Source organism: Streptosporangium sp. NPDC053982 (assembly GCF_055585205.1).
The window spans coordinates 1-14,439 of the sequence record NZ_JBVJKQ010000007.1 but is presented as its reverse complement, the minus strand read 5'-3'; the positions used below and the strand labels follow the sequence as shown (position 1 = coordinate 14,439).

Here is a 14,439-nt window from a genome sequence, read left to right as displayed (position 1 = left end):
GGGTCCTTCGATCAGTCCGAGTCCTTGACGACGCTCCAGCCGCCGTCGACGGTCAGCGAGGCGCCGGTGACGTAGGAGGCCTCGTCACTGGCGAGGAACGCCACCGCGGCCGCCACCTCCTCGGGCGCGCCGAGCCGTCCGGCGGCCGTGGCGCGGGCGCTGCGCTCCCGGCCGGCCTCGTCGACGCCGTCCCAGGCGGCGGTGAGGACGGGGCCCGGCAGTACGGCGTTGACCCGGACCTCGGGCCCGTACTCCACCGCGAGCTGGCGGGACAGGGACAGCAGGCCGCCCTTGGAGGCGGCGTAGGCGGGACGGCCGGGCAGGCCGAAGTTGGCGTGCACGCTGGAGACGGCGACGACCGCGCCGCGCGAGCGGCGCAGCTCCCCGGCGAAGGCGGCGACGCCGAGGTAGAGGCCGGTGAGGTTGACGGCGAGCTGGGCGTTCCAGTCCGCCAGGCCCACCTCGTGGGCGGCTCCCGCGCGCAGCGTGTAGGCGTTGCCGACCAGCACGTCCAGGCGGCCGTGGAGGTCCAGGACCAGTTCGCGCAGCGCCCGCCAGTCCTCGGGTGAGGAGACGTCGCAGCGGGCGTGGCGGGTCCGCGGCGTCGCGGCGGCGAGCCGCCCGCCGGCCTCGTCGTCGACGTCGGCGACGACCACCGAGGCGCCCTCGGCGGCCAGGCGCCGCACGACGGCGGCGCCGATGCCGCGGGCGCCGCCGGTGACGACGGCGGCCTTGCCCTCGAAACGCCCGCCCGCGCCGGAGGTCCCGTCCGTCCCGGAGGCAGGACCGTCCACGCCGGAGGCCGGGCCGTTCGTCCCGGGGACCGGGCCGCCCGCCCCGGGGGCCGGGCCGCTCACGCCGGGAGTCCCACGCGGCGCTCGCCGCTGCGGACCTGCTGGATGACCACGGCCACGACCAGCAGGAGGCCCTTGGCGACGTTCTGCCAGAAGGGGTTGATGCCCAGCAGCGTCATGCCGTTGGTGAGCACGCCGAGCAGCACCACGGCCAGCAGGGTGCCGCTGACCGCGCCCTTGCCGCCGCGCATGGCGCAGCCGCCGAGCGCCGCGGCGGTGATCGCCTCCAGCTCCAGTCCCTCGGAGCCGGAGATCGGCTGGCCCGAGCCGGTCCTGGCGGTGATCAGCACGCCGCCCAGGGCGGCGATGACGCCGGTCGCCAGGTAGACGCCCAGGATGTAGCGGTTGATGTTGATCCCGGCCAGCCGGGCCGCGATGTCGTTGCCGCCGATCGCGTAGATGTTGCGGCCGATGTCGGTGTACTTCAGCAGCACGTGTACGGCCAGCGCCACGATGATCAGCACCCAGATGAGCGTCGGGATCCCGGCGACGGCTCCCCGGGCGAGGAAGACGAAGACCGGGTCGCTCCCGGTGTAGCCCTGCGCGCGGCCGTTGGAGACGAGCTGCGCCACGCCCTTGAACGCGGCCAGGGTGGCCAGCGTGGCGATCACCGGGTTGACCCGGCCGTAGACGATGACGCACCCGTTGACCAGCCCGCACAGCGCGCCGATCACGAGGGCGCCCAGGATGCCGAGCGGGGCGCTCCCGGTGGTCGCTGTGAAGATCATCGCTGAGGCGACGGACGCCAGGCCCGCGACGGAACCGACGGAGATGTCCAGGGCGCCGAGGATGATCACCATGGTCTGGCCGATGGCCAGCAGACCGGAGATCGCCACGGCGGTGCCGATCGTCTTGAGGTTGGCGGTGCCGAAGAACACCGGCTCGCGGGCGCCGATCAGCGCGACGAGCAGCACGAGCGCGATGAGAAGGCTGATGTTCTGCACGCCCGCGCCGTCGAGCACCCGGCGCACCGCCGAACGCCGTTCCGGCGCCGCGATGGGCGCCTCCACCCGGGTCTGACTCACTGCCCCGCTCCCTCACTGGTGATCTGGTCGGCCATGGCGAGGGCGAGCACCTGCTCCTCGCCGGCCTGGCGCCGGTCCAGCTCTCCGGTGACGCGGCCGTTCTGCATGACGACGATCCGGTCGGCCAGGCCGAGCACCTCGGGTAGTTCCGAACTGATGACGAGCACGGCGACGCCGTCCGCCGCCAGCCGGTCGATGATGGAGTAGATCTCCGCCTTGGCGCCGACGTCGACGCCGCGGGTCGGCTCGTCGAGGATGAGCACCTTGGGCCTCCTCGCCAGCCAGCGCGCCAGGACGACCTTCTGCTGGTTGCCGCCGGACAGGCGGCGCACCTCCGTCTCCACGGACGGCGCCTTGACGCGCAGCCGGTCGGCGTACTCGCGCACCAACGCCCGCTCGGCGGCCCGCCGTACCAGGCGGAACCGGCTCAGCCGGTCCAGCACGGCCAGTGAGACGTTGTCGCGGACGGAGCGGTGCAGCAGCAGCGCCTGGGCCTTGCGTTCCTCGGGGGCCAGCCCGATCCCGGCGCGCACCGTGTCGGACGGGGAGCGCGGCCGCAGCCGGCGGCCCTCCAGCAGCACCTCGCCGGAGCGGATCGGCAGGTCGCCGACGACGGCGCGGGCCAGCTCGCTGCGCCCGGCGCCGACCAGGCCGGCGAGCCCGACGACCTCCCCGGCGCGCACCTCGAAGGAGACGTCGGTGACGTCGTCGGTCGTGACGCCGTTCAGGGTGAGCACGGGCTCGCCGGGCCGGTTGCGCTCCCGCTGGAACATGGCGGACAGATCGCGGCCGACCATCATCCGGACGAGCTCGTCCTCGCCGGTCTCCGCCGCGGGGCGCACGCCGGCCAGGCGGCCGTCCCGCAGCACGGCGACGCGGTCGGCCAGCCTGAGGATCTCCTGCATGCGGTGCGAGACGTAGACGATCGCGACGCCCTGGTCCCGCAGCCTGCGGATCAGCGCGAACAGCGCCGACACCTCGTGGTCGGAGAGCGAGGAGGTCGGCTCGTCGAAGGCCAGGACCCGCACCTCGCCGGTGAGGGCGCGCAGGATCTCCACGAGCTGACGCTGGGCCGGCGACAGCCGCTCCCCCGGGCAGCCGGGGTCGATCGCCCCGGCGAAGCCGAGCCGCTCCAGGTCGGCACGGGTCCGCTCGGCCAGCGCCCGGTGGCTGAACAGGCGGCCCTTGGCCGTCAGGGCGCCGACGTGGACGTTCTCGGCGACCGAGACGTGCGGGATGATCTCGGGTTCCTGGGCGATGACCCGCACCCCGGCGCGGCGCGCGTCGGCCGGGGAGCCGAAGGAGACCTCCTTCCCGCCGAGGAGCAGCCGGCCGTCGTCCGGCCGGTGGTCACCGGTGATGATCTTCAGTAGCGTCGACTTGCCCGCGCCGTTCTCGCCCATCAGGGCGAGCACCTCGCCGGGCCGGACGTCGAGCGTCACGTCCTCCAGCGCCCGCACGGCGCCGAACCGCTTGCCCAGGCCCTCCACGCGGAGGGCCGGGCCGCCCGTGGCCGGTTTCATGGTCGATGTCATGGCCGTCTTCCCACGTCGTACCGCGTCGTGCCGGTCAGGTGCAGACCACGCCGGCCTGCTGCCAGGTGCCCGCGTCGACCATCTCCGTCTTGGCGATGGTCCTGGGGGGAAGCTCGGCCTCGCCGCGGACCTTCTTCACCAGCGCCCCGGCGGCGGACCTGCCGACCTCGGTGCCGCTGATGAACAGCGCCGCGCGGTTGCCGCTCTCCTTGCCGGCCTTCCAGTCCTTGCAGGTCAGATAGGCGCCCAGGCCGACGCCGATGACGTCCTTCGCGCCGAACCCGGCGTTGGCCAGCGCGGTCACCGCTCCGGTCTCGCTCTCGTCGTTGCAGCCCCAGACCACCCAGTGCTTGACGGAGGCGTTGGCGGTGACGGTGGCCGCGGCCTTGTCCTGGGCCCCGGTCACGGTGTTGTCGGCGCCGAGGTCGATCTTCTTCACGCCGGTGACGCCCTCCTTCTGGAAGGCGTCCCAGGCGCCGCCGACCCGGTCCTGGCAGACCGACAGGTCCAGCTTGGTGACGCTGAGCACCGCGGTCTCCTCCGGCTTCCAGCCGGACTCCTTGAACAGCTCGGCGGCCTTCTTGCCGACCTGCTCGCCCATCATCGTGCCGTCGAATCCGACGAACGGGGCCTCCTTGCCGGAGCCGTCCTTGATGACGTCGTCGGAGGCCAGCAGCGGGATCCCGGCGGCGCGGGCCCGGTCGATGACCTGGGGGCCGATCTGCTGGTCGGGGACGACGACGGCGATGGCGTCGAACTTCTGGGCGATCGCGGTGTCGATCGCGCTGATCGCCTTGTCGGCGTCCTCGCCGACGTCGAACACGGTGACCTGGGCGCCGAGCCCCTTGGCGGCCTCCTTGGCGCCGTTCGCCTGGTCGACGAAGTACTGCTGGTCTCCCTGCTTCTGGATATAGGCGATCTTCACGGTCCCGTCCTTCTTGACCGTGGTCTCGCCGGAGGCCGTCTCCTGCCCGGAGGAGCAGGAGACGGTGCCCGCGGCGAGGGCCAGGAGACCGAAGGTGATGCCGATCAGGCGCATCCGCACATGGGTCATGGGGCGCGGTTCCTTCCACCGATGTCCACCCGTCCTCGGCGGGTGGCGAACATTAAATAGTATTTAATACACAGCACAGGAGAGCTTGTAAAGCGGTGAGGAGGGATCCGGTGACGGGCCCAAGCCCGGATCCGCGACGTGCGGACCCGGAGCGCACCCGCCGGACGGGGGAACGCCGGCGGCACATGAACCCGGGGGACGTGCCGCCGGCGTGCGGATCGGGAGCGCGCCCGCGTCACACGGCTCCGTGACGCGCGGACCGGAAGCGCGCCCGCGATACGTAAACCATCCGATGCGCCGCACCCGCCCCAGCGGCAACACTGGGCGGCGTGACCATGTCCTCCTCCGCCGGCGCGCGCCGCGTCGCCCTGCACCGGCGGGCGGACGTGGAGCCCCAGGAGATCGGCCTGGCCGACCACCGCGACCCGTTCGGCGACGCCGTCACGACCTGGAAGTACGCCCGCTGGACCGGCGAGGAGACGCCGATCGGCTTCCCCGCCGCCGAGCTGGTGCCGTCGTGGACGGCGAGCGCCCCGCCGGGGTCGTGGATCCAGGTCGAGCTGCGGGCCCGCACCGCGTCGGGCGACCTGACCCGCTGGTACGTGATGGGCCGCTGGGCCGAGGAGGACGGCGACATCCACCGCACCTCCCTGCCCGGACAGGGCGACGAGCACGGCGACGTCGCCGTGGACACCTACGTGGCGGCCCGCCCGGTGACGGCCTACAGGCTCAGGTTCACCCTGTACGGCTCGGGCGCGCGGGTCCACGGGACCGCGGTGATGGCCTCGGCCCCGGCGGACGCCGCTCCTCCGGACGCCGTCCACACTGACTCCTCGGACGCCGTCCACGCCGCTCCCTTGGGTGCCGTCCACGCGGCCCCCCGCGCCGGCGCCGGTCATCGGGCCCCCACCGCGGCCGGAGCCGCGGACGCCCGGACCGCGGACGCCCGGACCGCGGACGCCGGGACCGTGCCGGCCGGGCACGTCGAGCTGGACGTGCCGTGCCGGTCGCAGAAGGTCCACGCCGGGCACTTCCCGCAGTGGGACGGCGGCGGGGCCAACTGGTGCGCCCCCGCCTCGACGAGCATGGTGCTCGCCTACTGGGGCCGCGGGCCCGCCGCCGCCGATCTGGACTGGGTCCCGCCGGACGACCCGTGCCCGGCCGTGGACCACGCCGCCCGCGGCATGTACGACCACGGCTACCAGGGCACCGGCAACTGGCCGTTCGGCGTCGCCTACGCCGGCCGCTACGGCCTCACCGGGTTCGTCACCCGGCTGCGCTCACTCGCCGAGCTGGAACGCCTGGTCCGCGCGGGGATCCCGGTCATCACCTCGCAGTCGTTCCGGGAGCACGAGCTGCCCGGCTCCGGCTACTCCACCGGCGGCCACATCATGGTCGTCGCCGGATTCACCGCGGACGGCGACGTGATCGTCAACGACCCCGCCGCCCCCGGCGACCACGAGGTGCGCCGGGTCTACCCGCGGGCCGCGTTCGGCGACGTCTGGCTCCGCTCGTCCGGCAGCGGGGGGATCGCGCACGTGATCCACCCGCCCGGCTTCTCCCTGCCCCCTTCCGACGGCAATTGGTGATCATGCTGAACGACTCTCCCATCCGCCCCGTCGACGTGGCCCGGGTGGACGACCGTCCCCTCTGGGTCGAGATCTCCGGGGAGGAGGTGTGGTGGGACGAGCCGCGTCCGCACGAGGGCGGGCGCAGGTGCGTGGTCCGGCGCGGCCCGGACGGCGTGCCGCGCGACGCGATCCCCCAGGGCTGGAACTCCCGCAACCGTCTCATCGAGTACGGCGGGCGCTCCTGGCGGCCGCTGCCGGACGGCGGCGTGGTGTTCACCGATTGGTCCGACCAGCGGATCTACCGGTACGGCGGGCGAACCGCGCCGGACGCCGCCGCCCCGGTGCCGCTGACCCCCGGCGACGGCGCCCGCTACGGCGACCTGTACCTGCCGCCGGGGCGCGCCGAGGTGTGGGCCGTGCGCGAGACGCACCCCGCCGGGCCGTCCGCCGGACCCGGGACCGACAAAGGCACGAGCACCGGCACCGGCACCGGCACCGGCACCGATTCCGGTGCGGACCCCGTGCCCGGTCCCGCGGAGGGGGCCGCGGCCGGGCCCCGCCGCGACCTGGTGGCGGTCCCGCTGGACGGCGACCCGGTGCGGGTGATCGCCTCCGCCCAGCACTTCCTGGCGAACCCGCGCCTGTCCCCCGGCGGCACGCACGTCGCCTGGATCGGCTGGGACCACCCGAACATGCCGTGGGACGGCACCGAGCTGTGCGTGGCCCCGCTGGGCGCCGCCGGTACGGCCGGGCCGTACCGGGTCGTGACGGGCGGGCCCGAGGAGTCGGTGGTCCAGGCCGAGTGGCGCGACGACGGCGCCCTGTACGCGCTGACCGACCGCGACGGCTGGTGGAACCTGCACCTGGTGCCGCTGGACGGCAGAGAGCCGCGCAACCTCGCCCCGCTCGAAGAGGAGTGCGGCGACGCGCCGTGGCGGCTGGGCAACACCTGCTTCGCGCTCGCGGGCGACCGGATCGTCCTGCTGCACGGCACCCCGGCCCGCCGCCGCCTCGGCGTGCTGGACCCGGAGACGGGGCGGATCGAGGACGTCGAGGCGCCGCCGACCTACTGGAACCCCACCGTCTCGGCCTCGGGCGACGTGGTGGCGGGCGTGGCGGCCTCGCCGTACACGCCGTTCGAGATCTTCCGGGTGGACCTGCGGACCGGCGGGCACGAGGTGCTGTCGGCGCGCAAGGAGCTGCCGCCGCGCGAGGTGCTGCCGGAGCCGGAGGCGGTGACGTTCGACGGCGTGCACGCGCACGTGTACCCGCCGCGCGGCGTCACCGGGCCCGCCCCCTACGTGGTCTTCGTGCACGGCGGCCCGACCAGCGCGAGCACCATGGTCCTGGACCTGGAGATCGCCTACTTCACCAGCCGGGGCATCGGCGTGGCCGACGTGAACTACGGCGGCTCCACCGGGTACGGCCGCGCCTACCGCGAGCGGCTGCGCGGCGGGTGGGGCGTGGTGGACGTGCGCGACTGCGAGACCGTGGCGCGCGGCCTGGTCGCCGCGGGGAAGGCCGACCCGGACAGGGTCGCGATCCGGGGCGGCAGCGCGGGCGGCTGGACGTCGACGGCCGCGCTGGTGCACAGCACGGTGTTCCGGGGCGCGGTGGCCCACTACGCGATCACCGACCCGGAGGGCTGGGCGGCCGAGACCCACGACTTCGAGTCGCGCTACCTGGACGGGCTGATCGGCCCGCTGCCCGAGACCCGGCAGCGCTACCTGGACCGCTCCCCCACGCTGCACGCGGACCGCGCCTCCGGCCCGGCGCTGCTCATGCACGGCCTGGAGGACGCGATCGTCGACCCGGTCCAGGCCGAGCGGTTCGTCGCGGCGCTGGACCGCGCGGGCACGCCGTGGGCGTACATCACCTTCCCCGGCGAGCAGCACGGCTGGCGCCGCGAGGAGACGATCGTCGCCGCCCTGGAGGCGGAGCTGGCCTTCTACGGCCTGATCTTCGGCTTCCCGACACCCGAGGTGCCGCCCCTGGCACTTAAGGGTATGCACCAATAATCCACTTTCGGGGGAGTTTTTTCGATGAACGAGGTCGCCCAGATCTGCTCGGACCTGATCAGGTTCGACACCACCAACCCCGGCTCGGGCGAGCGCCCGGCGGCCGAGCACGTCGCCGAGCTGCTGACCGACGCCGGCGTCGAGCCGGTGGTGTTCGAGTCGGCCGAGCGCCGTACCAGCGTGGTCGCCCGCATCCCGGGCGACTCGCCCGAGGCCCTGCTGATCCACGGCCACCTGGACGTGGTCCCGGCCGAACCGGCCGACTGGCGGGTCCACCCCTTCTCCGGAGAGGTCGCCGACGGCTGCGTCTGGGGGCGGGGCGCGGTGGACATGAAGGGCACGGTCTCCATGACGCTCGCCCTGGTCCGCGACTGGGCCCGGCGCGGCGTGCGGCCGAAGCGGGACCTCGTGCTCGCCTTCCTGGCCGACGAGGAGGCCACCGGCGAGTACGGCGCGCGCTACGCGGCCACCCGGCACCGGGAGCTGTTCGAGGGCTGCACCGAGGCGATCAGCGAGTCCGGCGGCTACAGCGTCCAGGCCCCCTCCGGGGCGCGGATCTACCCGGTCGCGGTGGGCGAGCGCGGCACCGCGTGGATGAGGCTCACCGCGACCGGCGTCGCCGGCCACGGTTCCAAGCCGCCCAAGGACAACGCCGTGGCCGAGTTGTGCCACGCGCTGTCCAGGATCGCCGCCCACCGCTGGCCGGTGCGGCTCACCCCGGGGGTGGCGGCGCTGCTCACCGAGCTGGGCGACATCCTGGGCGAGCCGATCGACCTCGACCGGCTGGAGGAGGAGGCCGACCGGCTGGGCTCGGTCGGCGCGCTGTTCGCGGCGCAGATCCGCAACTCGGCGAACCCGACCATGCTGGAGGCCGGTTACAAGGTCAACGTGATCCCCGGCACCGCGAGCGCGCACGTGGACGGCCGCTTCCTGCCCGGATACCGGGAGGAGTTCCTGGAGACGATCGACCGGCTGCTCGGCCCGAAGGTCACCCGCGAGTTCGTCAGCTTCGAGGACGCCCCCTCCGCGCCGGTGGACTCGCCGTTCTTCGACCGGCTCTGCGAGGCGCTCGTCGCCGAGGACCCGGCGGCGCGGCCGGTGCCGTACGTGATGTCGGGCGGCACGGACGCCAAGTCCTTCGCCGACATCGGCATCAGGGGGTACGGCTTCGCGCCCCTGATGCTCTCCCCCGACCTCGACTACTACGGCATGTTCCACGGCGTGGACGAGCGCGTCCCCGTCGAGGGCCTGGAGTTCGGCGTCCGCGTCCTGGACCGCCTGCTGGCCGCCTGACCGTCCGGCCGCGCACCGGGAGCGCCTCCGGGGCCCGGTGCGCGGCCGGAACAGCTCAGAAGGGCGCAGAAGACGCATCAGATAACTTACGTACTTCCTATTTAGGTTGGTTTGCGGCAGTCTGTGCGTGGAGGAGACATGGATCAGATCACCCTGAGCCCGCGCCACCTCCACGCGTTCACCGAAGTGGGCTTCCAGATCGCCGGGCGCGGTGGCGCGGCCGGCGCGATGCGCGCCCTGCGCGAGGTCGTCCCCCTGGACGCCTACGAGTTCGTCGCCTACGACCCCGTGACCGGCCGGCACCGCAGCCTGGTCGCAGGCGGCCACCCCCGGACGGACGACGACGCCGCGGAGGAGTACGCCCGTCTCGCCCCCTACCGCCGGGCCATGGACCTGCGGACGCCGCTGCCGATGGGCGCCCCCGGCACCGAGCGCTACTTCCGCCGCCACCTGGAACCGTACGGCTGGCGCTCCGGGCTGACCGCGCCCCTGTTCCTGGCGGAGGGCGGCGGAGACGGCCGGTACACCGGCCTGCTCCACCTGAACGCCCGCGACCCCGCCGCCTTCCCCTCCGGGACCGGCACGCTGATCGGCGCCGTCTCCCCCGTCCTGGCCCACGTCACCGACCTGAGCCGCTGCGTGGTCAACCCGGTCGGCGTGCCGCCGGGCTTCCGCGCGGCGGCGTTCGACCGCAACGGCGACCGCCGGGACGTCGCCGGCGCCCCGCACTCGGCGGCCGTCGCCGCCGAGCCCGCCATGGCCGGGCTCGCCCGGGAGTTCATCGACTCGCGTGAGCTCAACCGGCGGGGCCTCTGGCTCGACGCCACCGGATGCTGGCACGAGGTACGGCTGATGCGCGCCGGGGTCGGGCCGCACGGCGCCCTCCAGGGGGCGGTGATCGCCGAGCGGCCGTGCGCGCCGCCATACGAGCTGACCGCGCGGGAGGTCGAGGTGATCACCCGGGTCGCCCTCGGCGACTCCAACCCGCAGATCGCGGCGGCGCTGGTGCTGAGCGTCCGCACCGTCACCACCCACCTGGAGCACATCTTCGCCAAGCTGGGCTGCGAGAGCCGGACCCGGCTGACCACCAGGGCCCTGGCCGAGGGGCTGTGCCGGCTGTCCGTGTGACGGCCGGGGTGGCCGCGCGGGGTGCGGAACGGCCGTCCGCGTGAGGGCCGGGGGCGGGGCGCCCGTGTGAGATCCGGGCCGCCGGCCGCGCCTTCGCCGGGCGGCCGTCGAGGTCAGCGGACGCCGGCCAGCCGGGGCTCGGGCACCGCGGCCGGCTCCAGCACGAGCTCGAACCAGACCCGGTTGGACCCGGCCTCCCTGACCAGGCCCCAGCGGTGCGCCAGCGCCTCCACCAGCGGCAGGCCGCGGCCGCCGGTGGCGTCGGCCGGGGCGCGGCACACGCACGGCGCCGCCGCCGACCCCTCGTCCTGGACGCAGACCCGCACTCCCGAGGCGGAGCAGACGACGGTGACGGTGAACGCCCCGCCGCTCCCCGACCGGGAGTGGACGATCGCGTTGGTGGCGAGCTCGCTGGTCAGCAGCACGCAGTCGTCGTGGAGCGGGTGGTCGCGCCCGAGCGTGACCGACACCAGGCGGCGTGCCCGCACCACCTGGTCGGGAGAACCCGCCAGGCGGAGAACCCATTCGCCGCCGTCGTACTCCGATGAGACGTCCATCTGGCCCCCTCCGAGGTGGTCCGCGCACTGAGAGGACGCGACGCTCCAAGAGGGAGATGTCTCACAAAAGTAGGAATCCGATGGCCCACCGGACAGTCAGGTCGGGCTTGCCAGGAGGGCCGCCGCCTGCATGGCCGCCTCCCGGACACCAGAAGGCCGCATCCGTCCCAGACGGATGCGGCCTTCCGGGGAAAACGCCGGTGGCGCGCTCCCCGCCCGGCGTCCGCCGCGCTACACCCGGTGCCAGCGCGCCTCGAAGAAGCAGTAGACCGCGAAGAGGAGCAGGCCGATCGCGATGAGGGCGAGCAGCCACGGGCCCGCGGGGGCGTCGGCCAGGGCGCGCAGCGTCGAGTCCATCCCCTTGGCCTTGTCCGGGTCGTAGGTGACCGCGGCCTGGATGACGAAGACGCCGGCGACCGCGGCGATCACACCCCGGGCGATGTAGCCGGCCATGCCGAGCTTCTCGGCCAGGTTCCGCACCTTCGGCGGCATCTCACCGGTGCGCATGTTCTTGAGGAACTTCTTCTTCCATCCCCGGTACGCCCAGTACGCGCCGAGGGCGATCAGCCCGAGCCCCGCCAGGCCGACCAGGAACTGCCCGCCGGGCAGGTCCATCGCCTTGGCGGTCAGGTCGTGGGAGCTCTTGTCGGTCGAGCTTCCCGGGTCTCCCTTCAGCAGCGTGCTGACCAGTGCCGCCACGATGAGCCCGTAGACCACCGTGCGCGCGACCGACTCGACGCGGTCCTTGGTCTCGCCGCGGCCGATGACGGCCTCCGACAGCTGCCAGAGGGTCAGCGCGACGAAGCCGGCGACCATCAGCCAGAGCAGCACCGTGCCGAAGGGCTGCTCGGCCACCGTCTCGATCGCGCCGGTCTTGTCGGCCTCCTTGCCCCCGCTGCCGCCCTCGAAGGCGATCTGCAGGGCCAGGAAACCGATCAGTCCGTAGAGGACGCCACGACAGGCCAGTCCGAGCCGGGTCAGCCTCTCCAACGTCCGACTGTTCGCCGCCCTGTGCGCGGCGCCTTCCACCTCTGCCTGAGCGCTGTTCATACTCATTCGCTCTTACCGGTCAAAGGGAGAGTAAACTCCACCCTCAGCTTTCCGGCATCGCGTCCAGCCGCCGGAGGATGACGCCCTCGCGCAGCGCCCACGGGCATACCTCAAGTTCGCCGACGCCCAGGAGGTCCATCGCCGCGTCGGCGACGATCGCCCCGGCCGGGAGCTGGGGCGCCCGCCCCTCGGACACCCCGGGCAGCGCCGCCCGCTCGCGCGCGCTCATCGCGACCAGCCGTCCCACCCATTCCACCAGGTCGGCGTGCCTGAGCACCCGGCGGACGCCGAGCCCCTCGGTGGAGGGCGCGGCCCCGGCGATCCTCGCGAGCTGGCGGAAGGTCTTGGAGGTGGCCACCGCGTGGTCGGGCCGGCCGTACCGGGTGGCAGCGGCCACGACCCGGGCGATCTCCGCCCGCACGTGCCGGCGCAGCTCCCGCGCCTCGGCGGGCGGGGGCGGGTCGGCGGTGAACCGGCCGCGGGTGAGCCGCCCGGCGCCCAGCGGCAGCGAGACCGCGACGTCCGGCTGCTCGTCGATCCCCGAGGCGATCTCCAGCGACCCGCCGCCGATGTCCAGCACCAGCAGCCGGCCGGAGGACCAGCCGAACCAGCGCCGCACCGCGAGGAACGTCAGCCTCGCCTCGTCCTGGCCGGACAGCACCTCGAGACCCACCCCGGTGGCGGCCCTGACCCGCCCGAGGACCTCCTCGCCGTTGGCGGCCTCCCGGACGGCGGAGGTCGCGAAGGCCATGAGGTCCTCGACGCCCTTGTCCTCGGCGATCCGCACGGCGTGCTCGACGCACTTGAGCAGCCGCTCGGCCCCGGCCTCCGACAGCCGCTCGCCGTCCTCCATGTGCTCGGCGAGCCGCAGCTCCTCCTTGTGGGAGTAGGCGGGCAGCGGCCTGGCGCCCCGATGGGCGTCCATCACCAGCAGGTGCACCGTGTTGGAACCGATGTCGAGAACGCCCAGTCGCATGGGATGAAATTACTACTGTTCGTCCCCTCGCCGGGCCGTACGGAGTCTCCCCCGGCAGGGCGTAACGGTCCTCCGCACGGGGTACTCACGTTGAAAAAGGACATAAATCCCTAAATGATGAAAGAAGGGATAAATATGAACGATGCTCGGGGGCCGACCGTGGGCATCCTCGGCTCGTACGGCGGCCGCAACCTCGGGGACGAGGCCATCCTGACCAGCATCCTCGACGGCATCCGCCGGGAACGTCCCGACGTGACCCCCCTGGTCTTCTCCCGCTGCCCCGGCTACACGCACGCCCACTACCCCGGCGTCGAGGTGACCGGATGGGAGGGGATGAGCCGCGAACCCGTCTCCCAGGTCATCGCCCGCCTGGACATGCTGGTCCTCGGCGGCGGCGGCATCCTCTACGACACCGAGGCCCGCCGCTACCTGCGGGTGGCCCAGCTAGCCCTGGAACGGGACGTCCCCGTCTTCACCTACGCCCTGGGAGCCGGACCGCTCACCACCCGCACCGACTGCACGATGACGCGGGAGACCCTGACCTCCGCCGTCGCCGTCACCGTCCGCGACGAGGAGTCCCGGCTGGCACTGGAGGAGGCCGGTGTGATGTCCCCGATCATCGTCACCGCCGACCCCGCCCTGCTGCTCGAACCCGAGCCGTTCGGCCGGGACATGCTGCGCTCCGAGGGCATCAGGGAGGGCACGCGGCTCGTCGGCATGAACGTGCGCGAACCCGGCTGCGCCGCCGAGCACCTCGACGTGCAGGGATACCACGAACTGCTCGCGCACCTCGGGGACTTCCTGGTCAACCGGCTCGACGCCGACGTCGTCTTCGTGCCGATGGAACGCGACGACATCCGGCACTCCCACGCCGTGGTGTCCCACATGAACGCCGCCGGCCGCTGCCGGGTGCTGCACGGCGACTACCGACCCCGGCAGATCCTCGGCCTGACCCGGCACCTGGACCTCGCCGTCGGCATGCGGCTGCACTTCCTGATCTTCGCCGCGATGCGCGGCGTCCCGCTGCTGCCACTGCCGTACGCGGGGAAGGTCTTCGACTTCGCCCAGCGGATCGGCGCGCCGGCCCTGCGGGGCGTGGTCAGGGAGGCCGCCGGCCCGCTGCTGGCAGAGGTCGACCGGGTGTGGGACGAGCGGCCCGCGCACACCGAGCGGATCAAGGCCCGCATCCCGGCCCTGCGCGCCATGGCCGCCACGACGGCCGAGTACTTCCTGGAACAGCTCGACCGCCTCACCCCGCACGCCGCCGTCTGGAGCCGGACGGCCTAAGGCGTGTCTGATAATTCGGCGTGGCGGAGCCAGAGCAGCAGGGAAGCGATGGTGACGCCCGCGAGGTAGCGGCCGGCGAGCTTGTCGTAGC

General features: G+C 73.5%; 12 protein-coding genes. 5 read left to right on the top strand and 7 right to left on the bottom strand.

The window, feature by feature from the left end; genetic code table 11:
- Positions 1-11: 11 nt before the first annotated feature.
- From ACZ6W9_RS13730 to ACZ6W9_RS13715, 4 genes are read right to left on the bottom strand one after another with little or no spacing between them, the layout of a single operon-like run.
- Complete coding sequence (locus tag ACZ6W9_RS13730; protein WP_470117947.1) at positions 12-857, bottom strand: SDR family NAD(P)-dependent oxidoreductase; 846 nt, start codon at positions 855-857, stop codon at positions 12-14.
- The gene (locus ACZ6W9_RS13725) at positions 854-1,879 is read right to left on the bottom strand and encodes an ABC transporter permease (protein ID WP_470117945.1); all 1,026 of its coding nucleotides are present in this window, start codon (positions 1,877-1,879) and stop codon (positions 854-856) included. Before ACZ6W9_RS13725 ends, ACZ6W9_RS13730 begins: the two co-directional genes overlap by 4 nt.
- Positions 1,876-3,414, bottom strand: coding sequence for a sugar ABC transporter ATP-binding protein (locus ACZ6W9_RS13720; RefSeq protein ID WP_470117943.1), 1,539 nt, complete (start codon positions 3,412-3,414; stop codon positions 1,876-1,878). Before ACZ6W9_RS13720 ends, ACZ6W9_RS13725 begins: the two co-directional genes overlap by 4 nt.
- 34 nt (positions 3,415-3,448) lie before the next feature.
- On the bottom strand, positions 3,449-4,468 hold the full coding sequence (locus tag ACZ6W9_RS13715) for a substrate-binding domain-containing protein (RefSeq protein WP_389967533.1): 1,020 nt from the start codon (positions 4,466-4,468) through the stop codon (positions 3,449-3,451).
- A gap of 335 nt (positions 4,469-4,803) precedes the next feature.
- Here ACZ6W9_RS13715 and ACZ6W9_RS13710 point away from each other — a divergent pair, with 335 nt between their 5' ends.
- From ACZ6W9_RS13710 to ACZ6W9_RS13695, 4 genes are all read left to right on the top strand, one after another.
- A complete protein-coding gene (locus tag ACZ6W9_RS13710; protein ID WP_389967566.1) occupies positions 4,804-6,057 on the top strand; it encodes a C39 family peptidase in 1,254 nt (417 codons plus the stop codon).
- 2 nt (positions 6,058-6,059) lie between these two features.
- Positions 6,060-8,057 (top strand): S9 family peptidase, encoded by a 1,998-nt coding sequence (locus ACZ6W9_RS13705; protein WP_470117940.1) that lies wholly within the window; start codon positions 6,060-6,062, stop codon positions 8,055-8,057.
- 24 nt (positions 8,058-8,081) lie between these two features.
- Positions 8,082-9,350 (top strand): M20/M25/M40 family metallo-hydrolase, encoded by a 1,269-nt coding sequence (locus ACZ6W9_RS13700; RefSeq protein ID WP_362938332.1) that lies wholly within the window; start codon positions 8,082-8,084, stop codon positions 9,348-9,350.
- Positions 9,351-9,488: 138 nt separating this feature from the next.
- A complete protein-coding gene (locus ACZ6W9_RS13695) occupies positions 9,489-10,478 on the top strand; it encodes a helix-turn-helix transcriptional regulator (protein WP_389967529.1) in 990 nt (329 codons plus the stop codon).
- Between the two features lie 113 nt (positions 10,479-10,591).
- Here ACZ6W9_RS13695 and ACZ6W9_RS13690 read toward each other — a convergent pair whose 3' ends face one another.
- From ACZ6W9_RS13690 to ACZ6W9_RS13680, 3 genes are all read right to left on the bottom strand, one after another.
- Positions 10,592-11,035 carry an ATP-binding protein gene (locus ACZ6W9_RS13690; protein WP_470117938.1) on the bottom strand — a complete coding sequence of 148 codons (444 nt, stop codon included), beginning with the start codon at positions 11,033-11,035 and terminating at the stop codon, positions 10,592-10,594.
- Positions 11,036-11,266: 231 nt separating this feature from the next.
- The gene (locus tag ACZ6W9_RS13685) at positions 11,267-12,025 is read right to left on the bottom strand and encodes a DUF1206 domain-containing protein (protein ID WP_362938341.1); all 759 of its coding nucleotides are present in this window, start codon (positions 12,023-12,025) and stop codon (positions 11,267-11,269) included.
- A 103-nt stretch (positions 12,026-12,128) separates the two neighbouring features.
- Positions 12,129-13,061 carry a Ppx/GppA phosphatase family protein gene (locus ACZ6W9_RS13680; RefSeq protein WP_362938344.1) on the bottom strand — a complete coding sequence of 311 codons (933 nt, stop codon included), beginning with the start codon at positions 13,059-13,061 and terminating at the stop codon, positions 12,129-12,131.
- A 135-nt stretch (positions 13,062-13,196) separates the two neighbouring features.
- Between ACZ6W9_RS13680 and ACZ6W9_RS13675 the strand changes: the two genes are divergently transcribed.
- Positions 13,197-14,348, top strand: coding sequence for a polysaccharide pyruvyl transferase family protein (locus ACZ6W9_RS13675; protein WP_470117935.1), 1,152 nt, complete (start codon positions 13,197-13,199; stop codon positions 14,346-14,348).
- The last annotated feature ends 91 nt before the right edge of the window (positions 14,349-14,439 follow it).